The sequence below is a fragment of the Agrobacterium sp. 5Ca50 genome (assembly GCF_055381905.1).
Genome location: NZ_AP026438.1, coordinates 1,939,425 through 1,958,296 on the forward strand (window position 1 = coordinate 1,939,425; position 18,872 = coordinate 1,958,296).

Sequence of the window (18,872 nt, forward strand, 5' to 3'; positions counted from 1 at the left end):
CACGTCTGGCCCTGTCCAGCCATTCGGGCCGCAACCATGGCACAAAAAAGGCCGCATGAACGGTGTCACGCGGCCTTTTGTTTCAATTCATACAGCGCCGTTTCAAATGAGAGACGGCGACACGGTCGATCAGGCGTCCGGGCCGTCGCCGTCTTCAGAACCTTCCGGACCGCCATTCTGCAGGAAGCGGTCTGCAATCAGACCAGCATTCTGGCGGAGTGACAGTTCAATTTCATTGGCAAGCGCCGGGTTTTCACGCAGGAAGGTCTTGGCGTTTTCACGCCCCTGCCCCAGTCGCTGGCTGTTATAGGAGAACCAGGCACCCGACTTCTCGACGATGCCAGCCTTGACGCCCAGATCGACCAGCTCACCGGTCTTGGAAACGCCTTCGCCATACATGATATCGAATTCGACCTGCTTGAACGGAGGTGCCATCTTGTTCTTGACGACCTTGACGCGTGTCTGGTTGCCAACAACCTCTTCACGCTCCTTGACGGCGCCGATACGGCGAATGTCGAGACGAACGGAGGCATAGAACTTCAGCGCGTTACCGCCTGTTGTCGTTTCCGGCGATCCGAACATCACACCGATCTTCATACGGATCTGGTTGATGAAGATAACCATGCAGTTCGAACGGGAGATCGATGCGGTCAGCTTGCGCAGCGCCTGGCTCATCAGACGAGCCTGAAGACCCGGCAGGCTGTCGCCCATTTCACCTTCAATTTCCGCACGCGGCGTCAGGGCCGCAACGGAGTCGATAACCAGAACATCCACCGCGCCGGAGCGAACCAGCGTATCGGTGATTTCAAGTGCCTGCTCACCTGTATCAGGCTGGGAGATCAGCAGGTTCTGCAGATCGACGCCAAGCTTGCGGGCATAGACCGGATCAAGCGCGTGTTCCGCATCCACGAAGGCGCAAATGCCACCCTTTTTCTGGGCTTCTGCAATTGTCTGCAGCGCAAGCGTCGTCTTACCCGAGCTTTCAGGGCCGTAAATTTCAATGATACGACCTTTGGGAAGTCCACCAATCCCAAGGGCAATATCCAAACTAAGAGATCCCGTCGAAACTGTTTCAATTTCAACGACGTTTTCATTGGAGCCGAGCTTCATGATCGATCCCTTGCCGAACGAACGTTCGATCTGGGAGAGCGCCGCTTCCAGTGCCTTGCTTTTATCCACCGATTTATCCTCTACAAGACGCAAAGAATTTTGTGCCATCTGATCCACCTTTAGGTTATTGAAGCCCCACAGGCAATGAAGCGTTCCGTGAAGATTTTGTACCTTGTTTGTTCTCATTCGACAAGAGCAGATCATCATATTGAAAACAATAATGGATAAGTGGTTTGTTCTATTTTTGTTTTTCTTCGTGGAAGCCACGGCAAAAAAGATGAAAAACCACAGGTCAAACCGCAAAAGGGTCGAATCGCACCTCTGCATCAGACCGGTGGAATACGGGAACGGACGATGAAAAAAATACTCGTACTCGGTGGTGCCCACATAGATCGCCGAGGTCTGATTACAGGTGAAACCTCACCGGCTGCCAGCAACCCCGGACGCTGGATGGAAGAGGCAGGCGGTGGGGGTTTTAATGCTGCCCGCAACCTTTCCCGCCTCGGTTTTGACGTTCGCATCATCTCGCCGCGCGGCGGCGATGCAACAGGCGAAGCGGTCGCGGCAGCGGCCATTGAAGCTGATGTCGAAGACACGCCTTTTGTCTTTCTGGACCGCAAGACACCCAGCTACACCGCGATCCTTGAGCGCGACGGCAATCTGATCATCGCGCTGGCCGACATGGACCTCTATGACCTGTTTTCGCCCCGCCGCCTGCGCGTGCGGGCTGTCAGGGATGCAATTGAGGCAACCGACGCCATTCTGTGCGACGCCAATCTGCCGAAGGATACACTTGCGGCACTCGGCAAAGCGGCGAAGGAACAGGGCAAGCTTCTGGCTGCCATTGCGATTTCGCCAGCCAAGGTCGTCAAGTTGCAAGGCGCGCTTGAGAATATCGACATTCTCTTCATGAACGAGGCCGAAGCCCGCACCATTACCGGCCACAGCCCGGAAAAATCCGCCGACTGGCCGACCTTGCTGCGTGCAGCCGGTGTGAGGGGTGGCGTGGTAACGCGCGGCTCCAATGAAGTGATTGCCTTTGTCGGCGAAAACACTGCATCGCTGCAGCCACCAGTCCTGAAAGAGGTACGTGATGTCACAGGGGCTGGTGATGCCCTTGCATCCGGTTTTCTGGCAGGCCATCTTCAGGGCCAGAACATAGGCGAAAGCCTGCGTTGGGGCACGGCAGCGGCAGCCATTACCGTCCTTTCACCCTTCGCCACATCGCATGAAATGTCACAAGACAACATTGACCTGATGTTACGTCTTGTGCCCGAAGCACAAACCCTGTCATGAGACATTTATAACAGAAATTGGAAATACCCGATGACAAAGCCAATCTCCCCTCTCCTTCCGATTGTCTATTCCGACGAAGTTGCTGCTGCCAAACAGCGCGGCGCACCAATCGTTGCCCTTGAATCGACCATCATCACTCATGGCATGCCTTACCCTGGCAACATTGAAATGGCGCAGGGCGTGGAAGAACTGATCCGCCAGGAAGGTGCCGTACCTGCCACCATCGCTGTCATCGATGGCGTTTTGCATATCGGCCTTGAAAAGCACCAGTTGGAAACCCTCGCCCAGACCACTGGTGCCATGAAAGTTTCGCGCGCCGATATCGCCTTTGCGATTGCCGAGCGTCGCACCGGTGCAACTACCGTTGCCGCCACCATGATTGCCGCCGCGCGCGCTGGCATCAAGGTCTTCGCAACCGGTGGCATTGGTGGCGTACACCGCGGCGCCGAAGAAAGCTTCGACATCTCTGCTGACCTGACTGAGCTTGCCAAAACTGGCGTAATCGTCATTTGCGCTGGCGCCAAGGCCATTCTCGACATTCCAAAGACGCTGGAAGTTCTGGAAACCGGCGGCGTTCCTGTCGTGACCTATGAAGCCACTGAATTCCCGGCCTTCTGGTCGCGTTCGTCAGGCCTGCAAAGCCCGCTGACACTGAACAGCCCGGCCGCGATTGCCAACTTCCAGACGACCCGCGAACAGCTCGGCATCGACGGCGGCATGCTGATTGCCAACCCGGTTCCGGAAGAAGATGAAATTCCGCGCGAAGAGATGGAAATCTACATCAGCCGCGCCATTGCCAATGCAGAGCGTGAGGAAATTACTGGCAAGGCCGTAACGCCTTACCTGCTGGATAATATTTTCCGTCTGACCAGCGGCCGCAGCCTCAAGACCAACATTGCCCTGGTGCGCAACAATGCACGCCTGGCCGCTGAAATCGCGGTTGCCCTCAACGGCTGATTTGTTCGACATTTCAGGCATGAAAAAAGCCCGGCTCCTTTTCGGAGCCGGGCTTTTTATTGTCATCAGAACATATCAGTTCTGTGCGACCGGACGAACCAGCGGCGTGACGCGGCGGATGGTCACACGGCGGTTCTGCTGTTCTGCAGAAAGCGTGCGTACCTTCAGGTACCGTTCGCCATAGCCCTGCGTTGCCAGGTTTTCCGGCGGAATGCCGTAAACGTCGGTCAGGATATTGGCGACCGATTCAGCGCGACGGTCCGACAGGATCAGGTTGCTTTCGTCAGAACCAACAGCGTCCGTATGACCTTCAATGAGGAAGGTTTCGGCCGGGTTCTGGTCCAGCGTCTTGTTGATCGCGTCTGCCACCTTGCGAAGTGTGCGTGCCTGGTTCATCGGAATATCGGCACTGCCCGTTGCAAAGGTCACCGTATCGAGGTCGATACGACGTACCTTGTCACGAATACGCGCAGAGTACTTCACCTCGTCCAGCGAGTAGACGCGCTCTACAGGTTCGACCGGCGGCTGTTCGAGGAACGCGTAATAGTCACGGTCCGGATCGCTGGTCGTGTCGATGATGTAGTCCTGAACCGGAATGCGCAGACGCATCGGTGGCAGATCAAGGCCCGGATCGCGATAAGCATATTCGCGGTCAGGACGCTCCATCAGTTCCGGTGCGTAGAACAGCACATATTCACGGCCACGATTATCGATGCGCGAACGCTGGATGATGTCGCCGTAACGGTTACGGATCGTCACAACCTGCGTGCCGTCGTTACGCTCCACAGTTTCGCGGATACGGCCACCTGGCAGACGCTCGTAATACGGCTCTTCACCTTCACGCACGAAGCGGCTGGTATCGTCGCCACGCACTATGATGCGGTCACCTAGCTGCAGGATGATGCGGGCGCCATCATCATTGTTGTTACGACGGCCACCATCGCGTGGCTGCCACTCACGCACGCCTTCCGGACGTTCAAAACGTGGTGGACGGGCAATGCGCTCACCCTGCTGGGCGGTTGCAGCTTCCATCTTTACCGGCGGCGGTGGTGCCTTGCCATCGGGCCGCATAGCCTGTGCTTCGGCGTCCGAGGTCGGGACCTTCACTTCCCCGGCCTGCTCACGCTCCTTGCGACGTTCGTCACGAGACTTTCTGTCGCCAGAACGTTCCGCTTCCTTGTCGCTGTCGAGAACGGCAGCACCCTTGTCGACCGGCAGAATAACCGTTTCATCGGTCTTGGACGGGTCCGCAGCAATGGCCTTGGCCTGGTCCAGTTGTTCCTTGGTCATGGAAGGAGCTTCTTCCTGCGGAGCAGCGACCTGATCCGGCACGGCTTCACCGGCGGGGGCCTGTCCACTTGCAGCACCGTCCTGTGGTGGTGGCGGTGCGTCAGGGGCTGGCGGCGCATCTGGTGCTGGTGCCGGGATGGGTGCAGGTGCAGCAGCGTCCGGTGCAGGTGCCGCAGCATCTGGCGCAGGTGCCGGTGTTGGCACAGGTGCTGGCTCTTCAGCGGCGGGACGTGGAGCAGGTTTTTCACGGTTCGGGCGTGGGCGCTGCTTGGACTGATCATCACCCGGCTGGCGGCCCGGTTGTGGGTCTGCCTGCTGTTCCGGCACCGGCGCTTTCTCAGGCGCTGGTGATTCCTGCGGTACTGGAGCTTCCTTCGGTTCAGGTGCCGGTGCTTCGGCGGCTGGCTCACGTTTTGGTCGGCGCTTCGGCTCAGGTGCCTGTTCGGCGGCAGGAGGAGCAGCCTCTGGTGCCGGTGCTGGCTCAGCCGCAGGCGGCGCAGGTTCTGGTGCTGGTGGCGGAGGTGGTGCCTCAGCGGCGGGTGGTGCTGGCTCCGGCGCAGGCTCGGCCGCTGGTGGTGCGGGTTCCGGTGCTGGTGGTGGCGCTGCGTTCTGCGCGGCAAGCGCTGCATCAAGCTCAGCCTGCGCGGCCCCTACGGCCGCCTGTGCGGCAGAAGTGTCACCACCGCTTGCCTGGGCATCAGCCAGTGCCTGCTGCGCTGCCTGCAATTTCTGGCGCGCGCCTTCAACGCTGACCTGTACGCGAATAACATCCCGGCTCTCAGCTTGGAAAGAAACGGTGGGCCTCAATGTCATGGCGCCGGCTGGTTGAGCCGTCATGACAATGGACATAAGGGGAAGAACAACCCCGGCCCTCAACATGGTTTTATTCAGCATCGTGTTTCCTCATGTGCCTGAATGCTTCGTTGTCATCTGCGTCATTCAGGGCTTTTTTGTGCCCGGTCAGCGCAACGCGCCAATCATGACATTGTTCCAATCATGAACGGAGAAGCCTGTACGCAGAATGAACGGGCAACAACCATGCCGAAGCTGTTTGACAGATCGTGGAATTGAGGTTGCATTTTATTTGCAACGGTATGAGTATCCGGCCAGCGAGGTGCAATGACCCCACGCAACAGACACTGGCACGGAAAAAAACAACAGCCCGCCAGTGAAAACCAAAAGAGAGGATCGCAATGCGTATTTCTACACGTCTTCTTGCCGCCGCTTCCATCGCGGCAGTATCTTTGTTTTCCGGCGCAGCCCTTGCGCAAGACAAGCTCGTTATCGGCACGGAAGGCGCTTACCCTCCCTTCAACAACCTTGAAGCGGACGGCACGCTGACCGGTTTCGATATCGATATCGCCAAGGCGCTCTGCGAAGAGATGAAAACCGAATGCACCTTCGTAACCAACGACTGGGATGGCATTATTCCGGCCCTGCAGGCCAAGAAGTTCGATGCAATCGTCGCGTCCATGTCGATTACACCTGAGCGTCTGGAAAAGGTCGACTTCTCCAAGAAGTACTACAACACACCTCCGGCCATTGCCGTTCCGAAGGATTCGCCAATCAAGACTCTTGAAGACCTCAAGGGCAAGAGCCTCGGCGCGCAGGGTTCCACAACCCACGCCAACTACGCCGAAAAGCATCTGGCTGATTCTGACCTCAAGCTCTACCCAACCGCTGACGAATACAAGCTCGACATCACCAACGGCCGTATTGATGGCGTTATCGACGACATCGTCGTTCTGTCGGAATGGGTCAAGTCTGACGCTGGCGCTTGCTGCAAGATCCTGACACCACTGAAGGTCGATCCTGACATCAATGGTAATGGTGCCGGTATTGCTGTGCGCAAGGGCGACACTGCACTTGCTGACAAGCTGTCTGGCGCTATCGCCGCCATCCGTGCGAACGGCAAATACAAGGAAATCAACGACAAGTACTTCGATTTCGACGTTTACGGCGAATAATCAGTGCTGATCTGTTGAAAGTTGATGGCGGATGGCTTGCCCTTCCGCCATTTTTGTTTGAAAAACATGGATAGATTCAAAAAAAGCGGCAAAGACCGCAGGGGAAGTTGGCATGAGCGGATTGTTTTCCGCGGTAGGCTCTTTTTGGGCCTACATTACGCATCTATTTGATCCATTCTGCGGCCCTGTTGGTGTCTTCTCGTTTCTGGATCAGTCCAGCATCATTTCCTGTGGCCCGACAGGCTGGGGTGACGAAGTTGCCTTTGGCGTCAAGGTCACCATCACACTGGCACTGGCAACTTTGCCGGTCGGTTTGATCATCGGCTTTATGATCGCACTTGCAGCCCAGTCCAGCGAAAAGTCGCTGCGGATCGCTGCCGGTATCTACACCACGATCTTCCGCGGCCTGCCTGAGCTTTTGACGCTGTTCATCGTGTATTACGGCATACAGATGCTGCTGCAATCGGTGGCCGGTTCGCTTGGTTTCAGCGGACCGATTGAAATCAACGCCTTTGTGGCGGGCATGATTGCACTGGCCGTGGTGTTTTCGTCCTATTCCTCCGAAGTGCTGTTATCCGCTTTCAAGGCCATACCCAAAGGCCAGTACGAAGCGGGCGATTCCCTCGGTCTCCGACGCAGCCGCACCATGCTGCTGATCGTACTGCCGCAACTGGTCAGAATTGCCCTGCCCGGCATGACGAACCTGTGGATGATCCTGTTGAAGGACACCTCCTACGTATCGATCATCGGCCTGACCGACATCCTGCGCCAGACCGGCGTTGCGGCCCGCGTCAGCAAGGAAGCCTTCTTCTTCTACGGGCTTGCCTGCCTGCTGTTTCTGGTTCTCGCCATGCTGTCGTCGATTGGTCTCGGTTACATTGATCGCTGGTCACGCAAATCGGAGGCCAAACGATGAGCCATGCCGAACATCTGATTGCAGCCCGCCCTGCGCCGCCTGCCGAAAAAAAGCCGATGACACTGGCCCGCGCCAGCGGTTACGTCATCATTGGCATCTGGTGCCTTGTGGCTCTTGGCCTCGTCTACACCATCATCAACGGTTGGGACTGGGCCAAGGTTGAACGTTACGGACCGCGTTATCTCGACGGACTGAGAACAACAATCATTCTCGTCACGGTTTCGATCATTCTCGGCGCCATCCTGTCGCTGCCGATTGCCTTTGCGCGCATGTCAAAAAACCCGTTCTTGGCGGCACCGGCCTATGCCTATGTCTACGTGTTTCGGGGCACACCGCTGCTGGCGCAGCTGTTCCTGATCTATTACGGCCTTGGCACATTCCGCACGGAACTGGAAAGCATTGGCCTGTGGTGGTTCTTCCGGGAGGCCTGGTATTGCGGCCTGCTCTCCATGACGCTCAACACAGCGGCCTATCAGGCTGAAATCCTGCGCGGTGCCATTGCCAGCGTGCCGGTCGGCCAGCGCGAAGGCGCCTTTGCGCTTGGCCTGCCGAAATCCATCATCTTCCGCAAGATTACCATGCCGCAGGCACTCATTGTTGCCCTGCGCCCCTATGGCAATGAAATCATTCTGCTGATCAAGGGTTCGGCTGTTGTCTCCGTCGTGACCGTGTTCGATCTGATGGGCCAGACACGTTACGCCTTTTCCCGCACCTTCGATTACCAGACCTATCTGTGGGCCGCGATTTTCTACCTGACGATCGTCGAGACACTTCGTCACGTCTGGGCATGGCTTGAAGCCCGCCTGACGCGCCACCTGAAGCGCTGAAGCTGTTAGCAGCACTCCACGATGAGAGCTGCTAACGCACTGAAAAATAATTTCTTTTTAGCCAGATAAATACAATTTCAAGATTCGGTTAACCATGTCATGCTCCCATGGTGATGTTGAACACAAGTTCAGCACCGCCAAAAAAACGGGAACAGGTATCATGAACACAGACATGGAAATGATGCTGAAAGGTTACGGCCTCACCACTGCCCAGATCTTCTACCGCATGCCCGATCACCCCGCTTTGCTCCAGACCTATGTCTGGCAGCATTACGATCTGGCACCGGACTTTCCGGAAATGAACGGCTTTCTGAAGTTCTGGCGGGAAAAGCTCGATGGTCCCCTGCATTCAGTAAAATATGTGCATCGGCAGCTGATTTCGGCCAGCGAATGGCGCGCACTGAAGGGTGAGTTCATTCTCCACTGAATAACGGCTATTCGAGATAAACATTGCACGTGCCCGGCGGGCAGCTTACAGCAAGGCTGAACACCAAAAATTCAGCCAAGGGTACTGCAATGACCGGAAAACAACAGAAGATCGATGAAGAGGCCCTTGCCGAAGCCTATAACCGCGCACTGGCCCATGAGAAGGCTGGCGAGATCGACGCTGCCGTAGCAGCCTACCAGGAAGTTCTGGGCCTTGATCCGGAAGATCATGGTGGTGCGGCTGTTCGCCTTGCTTCACTTGGTCGTGGCGAGACACCGCCAAAGGCTCCCGATGCCTATGTCGAAACACTGTTTGACCAGCACGCCGAAGCCTTTGAAGACATTCTGGTCGAGCAGTTGGGTTACGCGGTCCCGATGATCGTGCGCCAGCGCCTGCAGTCTCTCAACCTTGGCCCATTCAAGCGTCTGCTGGATCTCGGCTGCGGCACCGGCCTGACGGGTGCCGCCCTGCGGGACATGGTTGAAGACAGCACCGGCATCGACATTTCCGAGAACATGGTTGAAATTGCTCATGAAAAGGAAATCTACGAAACGCTTTACGTGGCGGAAGTCGAGGATTTCCTTGAGGACAATGACGATGACGCTTTCGACCTGATCACCGCCACCGATGTGCTGCCGTACCTTGGTGCGCTTGAGCCGCTGTTTTTCGGTGCGGCCGAAAACTTGGCTCCTGGCGGTATCTTTGTGTTCTCGTCTGAAACACTGCCAGATGATGTTCTGGCTGGACGTGCCTACATGGTTGGTCCGCACCAGCGTTTTGCACATGCAGAAAGCTACGTGAAGGAACGTCTCGAGGCGACTGGTTTCGAAATTCTCGAAGTCACCGACATCAATGTGCGTATGCAGGATGGCAACCCGACACCGGGCCATCTGGTGGTGGCAAAGCTCAAGGCTTAACCCTCAAAAAAGGCGCGGCGAAAATCGCGCCTTTTTCTTTGCCTATGTTTCGTGATTTGCGGGCCTGTCACGACATGTCGCATGGCATGATGTTCTGAAAAACGGCATGATGCTGTAACAGCCGATATGCGGCATCAGGATGAACGGCAATGCTCGACAAAAACGCATCCGCACAAGACATCATTCACCACCTTCAAACCATGACATCGCAGGATGCCATTGATAGCATGCGCCGCTTTTCCATTGTCACCGATACCGCACTTGGCATCAGCAATCCCGACCTGCAAAAGCTGGCCCGGCAGGTCGGCAACAACCACCAGCGCGCCTTGCAATTATGGCATAGTGACATTCGTGAAGCCCGGCTGATGGCGATCTATACCGCCGATCCCGCGCTTCTGACGCAGAACGAATGTCTGGCCTGGGCGGGCGATTTCAATTCCTGGGAAATTGTCGATGCCGCTGCCGATCTCTTCACGCAGACGTCATTCTGGAAAGACCTGATCGACACATTCAGCGCTGACGACAGGGAATTTGTCCGGCGCACCGCCTTTGCGATGATTGCCGGCGCAACGGTGCATCTCAAAAAAGAACCGGACGAAACCATGATCGGCTTTTTGCCGCTCATCAAGGCACACGCAAATGACGACAGGAATTTTGTGTGCAAGGCAGTGAACTGGGCGCTGCGCAATATCGGCAAACGCAGCACCAATTGCCACACCCCCGCACTGGCATTGGCGCAGGTTTTGGCAGACAGCGAAAACAAAACGGAAAGATGGGTTGGCAAGGATGCCGTCAAACAATTGACGGGCGAAAAACTGCTCGCCCGTCTGAAGTAGTCTTATTCTTCACCCGACGACTTGGTGTTGTCGAGCAGCATGTAATCCAGCGGCAGTTCAGTCGTGTACTTGATCTGCTCCATGGCGAAGGCAGACGACACGTCGCGGATTTCGATCTTGGCAATCATGCGCTTGTAGAAAGCATCGTAAGCACCGATGTCAGGCACCACCACGCGCAGCAGGTAATCCACGTCACCGCTCATGCGGTAGAATTCGACAACCTCAGGGAATTCGGAAACCACTTCCGAGAAACGCTTCAGCCACTCAATGGAGTGGGATGCCGTGCGAATGGAGACAAAAACCGTAACCTTGGTGTTGACTTTGGCCGGGTCCAGAAGAGCGACGCGACGGCGAATGACACCATCTTCTTCCATCTTCTGGATACGCCGCCAACAGGGCGTCGTGGAAAGGCCGACCTTCTTGGCAAGGTCAGCAACAGCCAGGGTTGAATCCTCCTGAAGTATGCGCAGGATTTTGCGGTCTAATCGATCCAATTCCATTCCTCCTGAATTATTTTCCTTTAGATACACGATTCAAAAGAAAAAAACAGAAAAATTTTTCACTTAATTAGCATTTCAACAGACTGTCGCAAAACTGGCAACAGGTCCTCTTCAAACCATGGATTTTTCCGTATCCAGGCTGTATTGCGCCAGCTTGGATGCGGCATTGGCAGCATACGAATGCCCTCATTCCTGAAAAATGTCGTGCGCCAGTCGCGTACCGTTTCCGTGACATTGCCATTGCGCGTTTTGCCCATGTGCCAGGCCTGCGCATAACCGCCAATCGCCAGAACCAGCTCTATCTGTGGCATGGCATCCATCACCCGCTGACGCCAGAACGGTGCACATTCCTTGCGCGGTGGCAGGTCGCTACCCTTGGCATCGTAACCGGGAAAACAGAACCCCATAGGCACGATGGTGAACAGGTCACGATTGTAAAACTGGTCGCGGTCGACAGACAGCCAGTTGCGCAGCCGATCACCCGACGCGTCATTGAATGGCAGTCCGCTTTCATGAACCCGAAGCCCCGGCGCCTGACCGGCAATCAAAATACGCGCCTTGGAGGAAATCACCGCCACCGGACGCGGCTCATGCGGCAAGCGATAGGCCTCACCGCGCGCCGGCGTGTCACGACAGATACGACAGGCGGCAATCTCGGCCCTTAAGATATCCAGATCCTTATCCCTGATGTCAGGCACTCACACTCACTCCCAGCCAAGCAGATGGCGAACCGCCGCAAGGAAACCGGACAATGGTACGTCCATTTCCGCCGTCTTGCGCAACTTGCGCCAATTGGCCGGCGCTTCGAACGCCCCTGCCCACAGGCCAAGCCCACTGGCCTTTGCTTCGCTTTCCTCGTCCGAAAACAGAAAATATTCTGTCCGCACGGCCAGTCCCCGGCGCACCATTTCAGCCGCCACATCCTGACCATCCAGGAAACACCGGACGAGCAAACGCTGATATCGATCCATGTCATTGCCACGGCATTCCAGTCCGACAGAAACCAGGCTGGCCAGCGCCTGTTTGGCGGCCTGCCCGCAGGGCCAGTCAGAACCATTGCGCTGGCATTGCTGGTCAAGTTCAGGCGCATCGATACCCAGCAGACGGAAACGTTTTCCGTTCAGCGCCAGCGTATCACCGTCAATGACATAATAGGCTCCAGCATGCCGCTGCATGTTGTCGCTGTCCAGCTTGGCAGCAATCAGAATTCCCAGCAGAAAAATGGCAATCAGCACAATTCCGTCGCGCAAATAAGCCAACCGCCTGCCCTTGTTTTGTCTCATATGCCAACAAATCCTTTTCACAAATGGCAAACAAATAGTTTCACGGCAGCATCTTCTTAAGATTTCGCGGTTAGTGTTTCAGCCATTCGTGTCATTCCTGTTGTATCAATGAGTAAAAGCGTCAGCACATCAACAGACAAGAACATTGTCGACCGCTCCAAAACGCACCGTAACAAGGCGGTCGCGAAGGCAGTGAAGTTGACACGCGAACGCTTGCAATATGGTCAGGGCGGAAACCACACCTTTGACCGTGACATGCTGGAAATGCATATAAGCACAGCACTGCACGGCGCAACGATCATGCCGCTTTTCATTGTGTTGGTCACAGGTTTGGGTGTGTATTTAACACGCGAAGCCAATCTTGTGGCTTGGGCCATCTGTGCGCTTGGCATTCACGCTGTGTCGCTGATTGCTGCCAAACGGGCCAACAAGCAGGAACTGACGGCCATTTCCACCACCCGGTGGCACAATATCTTCCTGGCAATCCAGATCATTACCGGCTGCGTCTGGGCTTACATCGCCGCCTATGAAGCACCGCCTGCGGTACAACCCGCCTATTTCCTGTTCTTCAAGGGCGCGACCCTGCTGATTGCGCTGGCAATCATCTCCATGTCGAATGCCATGCTGCCGCGTGCGGCAATGATGACATTCCTGCCGGTTTTGACAGCACTGATTATCGTGGCGGCCACATCGCGCTCGGTCACAGGCATCAGCGTTGCTGCGATGTTCATCGTTGCCATGCTGTTTTTCCATTACCTCACTGACCGGCTTGCCAAGTCCAACATCAAGCTTTTGTCCTTCCAATCGGAAAAGGACGATCTGATTGCCGAGCTTGAGGTGGCAAAGTCCATGTCAGACGAGGCCCGCCGCCGCGCTGAAGAGGCAAACCTTGCCAAGTCGCGCTTCCTGGCCTCCATGTCGCATGAGCTGCGCACCCCGCTGAACGCCATTCTCGGTTTCTCCGAAGTGATGGCAACTGAGGTTCTGGGGCCACTCAACAACCCGCTCTACAAGGAATATTCGGGCGACATTCATCGGTCCGGCAAACATCTACTCGACCTGATCAATGAAATCCTCGACCTATCACGCATTGAAGCCGGTCGTTACGACCTGCATGAAGAAACCATGTCGCTGCTGGATCTGGCAGAAGATTGCATCGGCATGATCCAGCTTCGTGCCCGCGCCAAGAACATTTCCATTGCCCAGCAGTTCGAAAGCAGCCTGCCGCTGGTCTGGGCCGATGAAAAGGCTATCCGTCAGGTGGTTCTGAACCTGATGTCCAACGCCGTGAAGTTTACCCCGCAGGGCGGTGAAATCATGATGAAGGTCGGCTGGACCGCCGGTGGCGGCCAATACATTTCCATCAAGGACAATGGCCCTGGTATCCCCGAGGAAGAAATCCCGGTCGTGCTGTCAGCATTCGGTCAGGGATCGATTGCCATTAAAAGTGCCGAACAGGGCACCGGTCTTGGTCTGCCGATCGTACAGGCCATTCTGGCCAAACATGATGGCCAATTCATTCTGAAATCGAAACTGCGTGAGGGAACGGAAGTCATCGCCATTCTTCCGGCAAAACGCGTGCTGCAGAGCCTGCCTGCCGTTGAAGACACGCAGGCGGTCCAGCCGCGCAAACGCTCATTCGCCTAAGATCGTCAGCCCGGAAACAGGTTGACGACCAGTGCGTAAACGACAAATCCGGCATTGATCAGGATAAGGCAGAAGACCGCAAGTGAACCGAGGTCCTTTGCGTGGCGACCGACCGATGAAATCTCCGGCGAAATACGGTCAACCAGTTCTTCGATCGCGGTATTGATGGCCTCAAACGCAACCATCAGCAACATCAGTATGACAAAAATCAGATAGTGCACGAAGGGTGCACCAATCACTGCAAACAGCACCAGACCTGCAAACAGCAGAATAACCTCGTGGCGGAATGCAGCCTCCTTCCACAGGCGTTGAAGCCCCTGAACGGAGTAGCGCAGGGCAGCAAACAAATGCCTGATACCCTTTTCCTTCACGAAAGCTGCCGGCTTGTCGGTTGATTGTGGTTTTGTCATTCAGCGGTCTTCACTTCAGCTGCGGTTGGAAACGCCAGCGGCATCAAATGTTGCCATGCCGGAGTGGCAGGCTGCAGCGGCCTTGACGATGCCGGCAGCAAGGGCTGCACCGGTACCCTCACCCAGCCGCATGCCAAGTGCCAGAAGCGGTGTCTTGCCCAGCTTTTCAACGGCAGCAAGATGGCCCGGTTCACCCGACACATGGCCAATCAGGCAGTGGTCGAGTGCGGACGGGTTCATGGCCTTGAGAAGGGCCGCAGACGCTGTTGCGACATAACCATCGATCAGCACGGGGATCTTTTCCACGCGAGCCGCCAGAATGGCGCCAGCCATCGCGGCAATTTCACGACCGCCAAGGCGGCGCATGATTTCAAGCGGATCAGAGAGATGGTCCTTGTGGAACTCAACGGCGGCTTTGACGGCAGCAATCTTGCGCGCCATGACATCACCTTCGGACCCGGTGCCGGGACCGGTCCAGTCTTCAGCCGTGCCACCGTAAAGCGCCAGGTTGATAGCTGCCGCAATCGTGGTGTTGCCAATGCCCATTTCACCAATGCACAGCAAGTCGGTGCCACCGGCAATCGCTTCCATGCCAAAGGCCATGGTGGCGGCGCAGTCACGCTCGGAAAGAGCCGCTTCACAGGTAATGTCACCGGTAGGATAATCCAGCGCTAGATCGAAGATCTTCAAGCCCAGGTCATTGCTGACACAGATCTGGTTGATTGCCGCACCACCGGCTGCAAAATTCTCGACCATCTGCTGGGTCACGGAAGAAGGATAAGGCGTGACACCATGTTTGGTAACGCCGTGGTTGCCGGCAAAGATCGCCACCAGCGGACGGGTGACGGACGGTGCCCGTCCCGTCCATGCGGCAAGCCACATGGCAATTTCTTCCAGCCGACCGAGAGAACCCGCCGGTTTGGTCAGCTTGGCGTTACGCTCCTTGGCGTCAACCAGCGCATGGGTCGAGGGACCGGGCAGATCGCGCAGCAGCGTACGAAAATCGTCGAAAGGCAGGCCGCTCATGCTCATGATATCAATCTTCCTCGTTCATTCCGGAAACTTGTATTTTTCCGGCAAATCAGTCTTTGTTGCCCCTCTCATAGTCGGGGAATCTTTCAGGAACAACCGGAAATCGCCCCTTTTGAATTCCGTCAAGACAGGAACTGCATCATGGACATCAACGCGTTCATAACCGATCTGGCAAGAGCCGTTGGTTTTCTCGGACGCTTTCCGGTGCCGCAGCACTTCTTTGACGGTTATGACGGCAAGATGGTTCGCCTGTCTCGAACCTTCGCCTTTGCAGGTCTGCTGATTGCCCTGCCCGCAGCGTTGGTGTTGTTGATCTTGCTGTCGCTGGACACCAAACCGCTTCTCGCCAGTATGATAACACTGGCAGTTATGGTTTTTTCAACAGGCGCTCTGCATGAGGATGGTTTTGCCGATACGGCCGATGGTCTGGGCAGCGGCCGCACCGGCGACCGTATCATCGAGATCATGAAAGACAGCCGCCTTGGCACCTACGGTTCCGTAGCGCTGTTCTTTTCCTTTGGCTTGCGGGCAGCCGCACTGATGACACTTGGTGAAACGCTGACACCCGTCGGTGCCGCTGCGGTCTTTCTGGGCGCGGCAGCGCTCAGCCGCGGCCTGATGGTGTGGCATTGGACGGCAACACCCTCTGCGCGGCAGCAAGGGCTCGCATCATCGGTCGGTCAGCCGGACAGCACTGCCCGCAACACCGCTGTGATATCGGGAGTGGCGATTGCATCAGCTCTTTCGTTGCCCTTCGTCTCCGCATTTGCACTTCTGCTGGCATTTGCTGCCGTGACCGTTGCCATCACTGTTTTTAATGGTTTCGTGGTGAAAAAGATCAACGGCCATACCGGTGACACCATTGGCGCGACACAACAAATCTCGGTGATTGTCTGGCTATGCACCCTTGCCCTGACACACTGAAACACAAATATTGTGAGTGAGCATTTATGGAATATGTGAAAGGCCGATTTGCATGAGCCGTTTGGTGGTTGTTCTCGTCGTACTGGGCATCGGTCTTGCACTGCTTATTATCAACAATGACACCGGCCAAACCTTCGGAATTGAAAACGATCAGTTCGGCCGCCTGCTCTATTTGCTGCCAATAGCGGGCCTTCTGTCGGTCGGCGTTCTCAATGCCAGCCGCGGCAACCTGCCGCTGGTGCTGCGCCAGATCGCCATCTGGCTGGCCATCATTCTCGCACTGGTGTCCGGTTATCTTTACCGCGATGATTTCCGCCGGTTTGGCGAACGCCTGCTGGCTGGCCTGATGCCGGGCCGCGCTGTTGTGGTAACCACCAGCGAAGGCGGACAGGAAATCATTCTGCACAAATCGATGAATGGCCATTTTGAAGCCAATACGCAGGTCAACGGCATCGCAGTCCATATGCTGGTGGACACCGGCGCAAGCTCGGTAGTGCTGTCAGCCAGTGATGCCCGCAAGATTGGCCTGCACCCGGAAAATCTAAATTATACCGTCACCGTCATGACGGCGAATGGGCGCACCACTGCCGCCCATGCCATGCTTTCGGAACTGTCGATCGGTCCGATTTCCCGCTCCAACATTCCGGCCCTTGTGGCAGGCGATGGTCAACTTGACCAAAGCCTGCTGGGCATGAGCTTCCTGTCTACCCTCGGCTCCCTGCAAATGCAGACAGATGAGCTGCGGCTTAGAGACTGGTAAACCGCAGAACCGGGCTGTCAGTTGCGCAGCTTGTAGCCAGTGTGGAAAATCCAGCCGACAACCGCAAGGCATGCCGACAGGAACAGTGTGATCATCACAAGGCTGATCACTGGGTTCACATCGGCAATCTCATAAAAACTCCAGCGGAAACCGCTGATGAGATAAAGCACAGGATTGAAGTGGCTGACCGTCTGCCAGAATGGCGGCAGCATATCGATGGAATAGAAACTGCCACCGAGGAATGTCAGCGGCGGCACCACCAGCATCGGAATAAGGTTCAGCTGTTCGAAGTTGGTGGCCCATATGCCAATGATGAAACCGAACAGGCTGAAACTGACCGCCGTCAGCACAAAGAACAGCACCATCATGCCCGGATGGGCAATCGATATATCCACGAAGAATGATGCGGTGATCAGAATGATCGTCCCGATCATCAACCCCTTGGTGGCCGCCGCCCCGACATAACCGAGCAAAATTTCCACCATCGACACCGGAGCCGAGAGGATTTCATAGACCGTGCCGGTGAATTTCGGGAAATAGATGCCAAAGGAACCGTTGCCAATACACTGCGTCAACAACGTCAGCATGATCAGGCCTGGCGTGATGAAAGCACCGTAGGAAACGCCACCAACCTCTTGAATCCGCGAACCGATCGCCGTTCCGAAAACGATGAAATAAAGGGATGTCGAAATGACTGGAGACACGACACTTTGCAGAAGCGTGCGGCGCGTACGCGCCATTTCAAACAGATAGATGGATTTGACCGCTTCAAAATTCATTTCGCGTCCTCCAAAAGTGCCACGAATATATCTTCCAGAGAGCTTTGCCGTGTTGAGATATCGCGAAACTGGATGTTTTCGGCCGACAGCATCGACAGCAGGCCGGCAATACGCCCCTGCTCACCATTGCCGTCATATTCATAGGTCAGGCAGGAGCCATCGGCAGACAGTAGCAGATTGAACGAACCAAGACTGTCGGGAATGACTGTTATCGGCGTCGTCAGTTCAAGCGACAGCTGCTTGCGGCCAAGCTTGCGCATCAGGGCTGTCTTTTCTTCCACCAGCAACAACTCACCGCCATTGATGACGCCAACCCGGTCGGCGATTTCTTCGGCCTCTTCAATATAGTGGGTGGTCAAAATGATGGTGACGCCATTGGCACGCAGCTTTTCCACCACCCGCCACATGTCACGGCGCAGCGCCACGTCGACACCTGCCGTCGGTTCATCCAGGAACAGCACCTTGGGTTCATGCGCCAGCGCCTTGGCAATCAGCACACGACGCTTCATGCCACCGGAGAGTTCACGCAGCATGTTGTTGCGTTTTTCCCAGAGCGACAGCGACTTCAGGATGCTTTCGATCAGCTCTGGATTGCTTTTCTTGCCGTGCAGGCCACGTGAGAAGCTGACTGTGTTCCACACTGTTTCAAATTGGTCGGTTGTCAGTTCCTGTGGCACGAGGCCAATCAGTTCGCGGGTCTTGCGAAACTCGCGCACCACGTCATGGCCCGCCACCAGAACCTGGCCATCGCCGGGGTTCACAAGGCCGCAAATAATGGAAATCAGCGTCGTTTTGCCGGCACCATTCGGCCCAAGCAGCGCCAGGATTTCACCTTCAATGATGTCGAGATTGACGCCCTTCAGCGCCTGAAACCCATTGGCATAGGTTTTCGTCAGGTTCCGGATCGAAACAATGGCATTCATGATGATTCTTTCGCAGGATAGATTGTCGATTGCCATATAGGGCTTCGTATCGCGCAAAACCACCCTGACAC

At 55.9% G+C, this 18,872-nt stretch carries 20 protein-coding genes; 11 read left to right on the top strand and 9 right to left on the bottom strand.

Annotated features, from left to right (window positions below; translation table 11 throughout):
• Nucleotides 1–129: 129 nt before the first annotated feature.
• On the bottom strand, nucleotides 130–1,218 hold the full coding sequence (recA, locus tag ACZ5FM_RS09525) for a recombinase RecA (RefSeq protein ID WP_192488683.1): 1,089 nt from the start codon (nucleotides 1,216–1,218) through the stop codon (nucleotides 130–132).
• A 246-nt stretch (nucleotides 1,219–1,464) separates the two neighbouring features.
• Here recA and ACZ5FM_RS09530 point away from each other — a divergent pair, with 246 nt between their 5' ends.
• A complete protein-coding gene (locus ACZ5FM_RS09530) occupies nucleotides 1,465–2,406 on the top strand; it encodes a carbohydrate kinase family protein (protein WP_464038545.1) in 942 nt (313 codons plus the stop codon).
• Between the two features lie 30 nt (nucleotides 2,407–2,436).
• Entirely contained in the window at nucleotides 2,437–3,363 is a 927-nt protein-coding gene (locus ACZ5FM_RS09535) for a pseudouridine-5'-phosphate glycosidase (RefSeq protein WP_464038546.1), read from the top strand.
• A gap of 75 nt (nucleotides 3,364–3,438) precedes the next feature.
• On the opposite strand, the gene ACZ5FM_RS09540 is transcribed toward ACZ5FM_RS09535, so the two are convergent.
• Nucleotides 3,439–5,547, bottom strand: a complete 2,109-nt coding sequence (locus ACZ5FM_RS09540; RefSeq protein WP_464038547.1) for an OmpA family protein — start codon at nucleotides 5,545–5,547, stop codon at nucleotides 3,439–3,441.
• A 299-nt stretch (nucleotides 5,548–5,846) separates the two neighbouring features.
• Between ACZ5FM_RS09540 and ACZ5FM_RS09545 the strand changes: the two genes are divergently transcribed.
• From ACZ5FM_RS09545 to ACZ5FM_RS09570, 6 genes are all read left to right on the top strand, one after another.
• Nucleotides 5,847–6,620: an ABC transporter substrate-binding protein gene (locus tag ACZ5FM_RS09545; protein ID WP_464038548.1), complete on the top strand. Its 774-nt coding sequence runs from the start codon at nucleotides 5,847–5,849 to the stop codon at nucleotides 6,618–6,620.
• 112 nt (nucleotides 6,621–6,732) lie between these two features.
• Nucleotides 6,733–7,536 carry an ABC transporter permease gene (locus tag ACZ5FM_RS09550; RefSeq protein ID WP_192488678.1) on the top strand — a complete coding sequence of 268 codons (804 nt, stop codon included), beginning with the start codon at nucleotides 6,733–6,735 and terminating at the stop codon, nucleotides 7,534–7,536.
• Entirely contained in the window at nucleotides 7,533–8,363 is an 831-nt protein-coding gene (locus ACZ5FM_RS09555; RefSeq protein WP_464038549.1) for an ABC transporter permease, read from the top strand. The genes ACZ5FM_RS09550 and ACZ5FM_RS09555 overlap by 4 nt, the downstream gene beginning before the upstream one ends.
• A gap of 160 nt (nucleotides 8,364–8,523) precedes the next feature.
• Nucleotides 8,524–8,790: an usg protein gene (locus tag ACZ5FM_RS09560; RefSeq protein ID WP_259145957.1), complete on the top strand. Its 267-nt coding sequence runs from the start codon at nucleotides 8,524–8,526 to the stop codon at nucleotides 8,788–8,790.
• A gap of 89 nt (nucleotides 8,791–8,879) precedes the next feature.
• On the top strand, nucleotides 8,880–9,707 hold the full coding sequence (locus tag ACZ5FM_RS09565; RefSeq protein ID WP_192488675.1) for a class I SAM-dependent DNA methyltransferase: 828 nt from the start codon (nucleotides 8,880–8,882) through the stop codon (nucleotides 9,705–9,707).
• Between the two features lie 149 nt (nucleotides 9,708–9,856).
• Nucleotides 9,857–10,543, top strand: a complete 687-nt coding sequence (locus ACZ5FM_RS09570; protein WP_464038550.1) for a DNA alkylation repair protein — start codon at nucleotides 9,857–9,859, stop codon at nucleotides 10,541–10,543.
• Nucleotides 10,544–10,545: 2 nt separating this feature from the next.
• Here ACZ5FM_RS09570 and ACZ5FM_RS09575 read toward each other — a convergent pair whose 3' ends face one another.
• From ACZ5FM_RS09575 to ACZ5FM_RS09585, 3 genes are all read right to left on the bottom strand, one after another.
• Nucleotides 10,546–11,037, bottom strand: a complete 492-nt coding sequence (locus ACZ5FM_RS09575) for an Lrp/AsnC family transcriptional regulator (RefSeq protein WP_192488673.1) — start codon at nucleotides 11,035–11,037, stop codon at nucleotides 10,546–10,548.
• A 65-nt stretch (nucleotides 11,038–11,102) separates the two neighbouring features.
• Nucleotides 11,103–11,741 (bottom strand): uracil-DNA glycosylase family protein, encoded by a 639-nt coding sequence (locus ACZ5FM_RS09580; RefSeq protein ID WP_464038551.1) that lies wholly within the window; start codon nucleotides 11,739–11,741, stop codon nucleotides 11,103–11,105.
• A gap of 6 nt (nucleotides 11,742–11,747) precedes the next feature.
• A complete protein-coding gene (locus ACZ5FM_RS09585) occupies nucleotides 11,748–12,326 on the bottom strand; it encodes a thermonuclease family protein (RefSeq protein ID WP_464038552.1) in 579 nt (192 codons plus the stop codon).
• 108 nt (nucleotides 12,327–12,434) lie between these two features.
• Between ACZ5FM_RS09585 and ACZ5FM_RS09590 the strand changes: the two genes are divergently transcribed.
• The gene (locus ACZ5FM_RS09590; RefSeq protein ID WP_250981758.1) at nucleotides 12,435–13,973 is read left to right on the top strand and encodes a sensor histidine kinase; all 1,539 of its coding nucleotides are present in this window, start codon (nucleotides 12,435–12,437) and stop codon (nucleotides 13,971–13,973) included.
• Between the two features lie 5 nt (nucleotides 13,974–13,978).
• Here ACZ5FM_RS09590 and ACZ5FM_RS09595 read toward each other — a convergent pair whose 3' ends face one another.
• Both ACZ5FM_RS09595 and cobT read right to left on the bottom strand, forming a co-directional pair.
• Nucleotides 13,979–14,383 carry a diacylglycerol kinase gene (locus tag ACZ5FM_RS09595; protein ID WP_464038553.1) on the bottom strand — a complete coding sequence of 135 codons (405 nt, stop codon included), beginning with the start codon at nucleotides 14,381–14,383 and terminating at the stop codon, nucleotides 13,979–13,981.
• Nucleotides 14,384–14,398: 15 nt separating this feature from the next.
• On the bottom strand, nucleotides 14,399–15,415 hold the full coding sequence (cobT, locus tag ACZ5FM_RS09600) for a nicotinate-nucleotide--dimethylbenzimidazole phosphoribosyltransferase (protein ID WP_464038554.1): 1,017 nt from the start codon (nucleotides 15,413–15,415) through the stop codon (nucleotides 14,399–14,401).
• Between the two features lie 141 nt (nucleotides 15,416–15,556).
• Between cobT and ACZ5FM_RS09605 the strand changes: the two genes are divergently transcribed.
• Entirely contained in the window at nucleotides 15,557–16,339 is a 783-nt protein-coding gene (locus ACZ5FM_RS09605) for an adenosylcobinamide-GDP ribazoletransferase (protein ID WP_464038555.1), read from the top strand.
• 52 nt (nucleotides 16,340–16,391) lie between these two features.
• The gene (locus tag ACZ5FM_RS09610; protein WP_464038556.1) at nucleotides 16,392–17,099 is read left to right on the top strand and encodes a TIGR02281 family clan AA aspartic protease; all 708 of its coding nucleotides are present in this window, start codon (nucleotides 16,392–16,394) and stop codon (nucleotides 17,097–17,099) included.
• Between the two features lie 17 nt (nucleotides 17,100–17,116).
• On the opposite strand, the gene ACZ5FM_RS09615 is transcribed toward ACZ5FM_RS09610, so the two are convergent.
• Nucleotides 17,117–17,878, bottom strand: coding sequence for an ABC transporter permease (locus ACZ5FM_RS09615; RefSeq protein WP_250981763.1), 762 nt, complete (start codon nucleotides 17,876–17,878; stop codon nucleotides 17,117–17,119).
• Nucleotides 17,875–18,801: an ABC transporter ATP-binding protein gene (locus tag ACZ5FM_RS09620; protein ID WP_192488883.1), complete on the bottom strand. Its 927-nt coding sequence runs from the start codon at nucleotides 18,799–18,801 to the stop codon at nucleotides 17,875–17,877. Before ACZ5FM_RS09620 ends, ACZ5FM_RS09615 begins: the two co-directional genes overlap by 4 nt.
• Between the last annotated feature and the right edge of the window lie 71 nt (nucleotides 18,802–18,872).

Coding starts and splice junctions, on each gene's coding strand:
- ACZ5FM_RS09605 (WP_464038555.1), top strand. CDS start 15,557: ATGGACATCAACGCGTTCATAACCGATCTGGCAAGAGCCGTTGGTTTT.
- ACZ5FM_RS09585 (WP_464038552.1), bottom strand. CDS start 12,326: ATGAGACAAAACAAGGGCAGGCGGTTGGCTTATTTGCGCGACGGAATT.
- ACZ5FM_RS09530 (WP_464038545.1), top strand. CDS start 1,465: ATGAAAAAAATACTCGTACTCGGTGGTGCCCACATAGATCGCCGAGGT.
- ACZ5FM_RS09590 (WP_250981758.1), top strand. CDS start 12,435: ATGAGTAAAAGCGTCAGCACATCAACAGACAAGAACATTGTCGACCGC.
- ACZ5FM_RS09565 (WP_192488675.1), top strand. CDS start 8,880: ATGACCGGAAAACAACAGAAGATCGATGAAGAGGCCCTTGCCGAAGCC.
- ACZ5FM_RS09560 (WP_259145957.1), top strand. CDS start 8,524: ATGAACACAGACATGGAAATGATGCTGAAAGGTTACGGCCTCACCACT.
- ACZ5FM_RS09540 (WP_464038547.1), bottom strand. CDS start 5,547: ATGCTGAATAAAACCATGTTGAGGGCCGGGGTTGTTCTTCCCCTTATG.
- ACZ5FM_RS09535 (WP_464038546.1), top strand. CDS start 2,437: ATGACAAAGCCAATCTCCCCTCTCCTTCCGATTGTCTATTCCGACGAA.
- ACZ5FM_RS09570 (WP_464038550.1), top strand. CDS start 9,857: ATGCTCGACAAAAACGCATCCGCACAAGACATCATTCACCACCTTCAA.
- recA (WP_192488683.1), bottom strand. CDS start 1,218: ATGGCACAAAATTCTTTGCGTCTTGTAGAGGATAAATCGGTGGATAAA.
- ACZ5FM_RS09545 (WP_464038548.1), top strand. CDS start 5,847: ATGCGTATTTCTACACGTCTTCTTGCCGCCGCTTCCATCGCGGCAGTA.
- ACZ5FM_RS09610 (WP_464038556.1), top strand. CDS start 16,392: ATGAGCCGTTTGGTGGTTGTTCTCGTCGTACTGGGCATCGGTCTTGCA.
- ACZ5FM_RS09550 (WP_192488678.1), top strand. CDS start 6,733: ATGAGCGGATTGTTTTCCGCGGTAGGCTCTTTTTGGGCCTACATTACG.
- ACZ5FM_RS09555 (WP_464038549.1), top strand. CDS start 7,533: ATGAGCCATGCCGAACATCTGATTGCAGCCCGCCCTGCGCCGCCTGCC.
- ACZ5FM_RS09595 (WP_464038553.1), bottom strand. CDS start 14,383: ATGACAAAACCACAATCAACCGACAAGCCGGCAGCTTTCGTGAAGGAA.
- ACZ5FM_RS09620 (WP_192488883.1), bottom strand. CDS start 18,801: ATGAATGCCATTGTTTCGATCCGGAACCTGACGAAAACCTATGCCAAT.
- ACZ5FM_RS09615 (WP_250981763.1), bottom strand. CDS start 17,878: ATGAATTTTGAAGCGGTCAAATCCATCTATCTGTTTGAAATGGCGCGT.
- cobT (WP_464038554.1), bottom strand. CDS start 15,415: ATGAGCATGAGCGGCCTGCCTTTCGACGATTTTCGTACGCTGCTGCGC.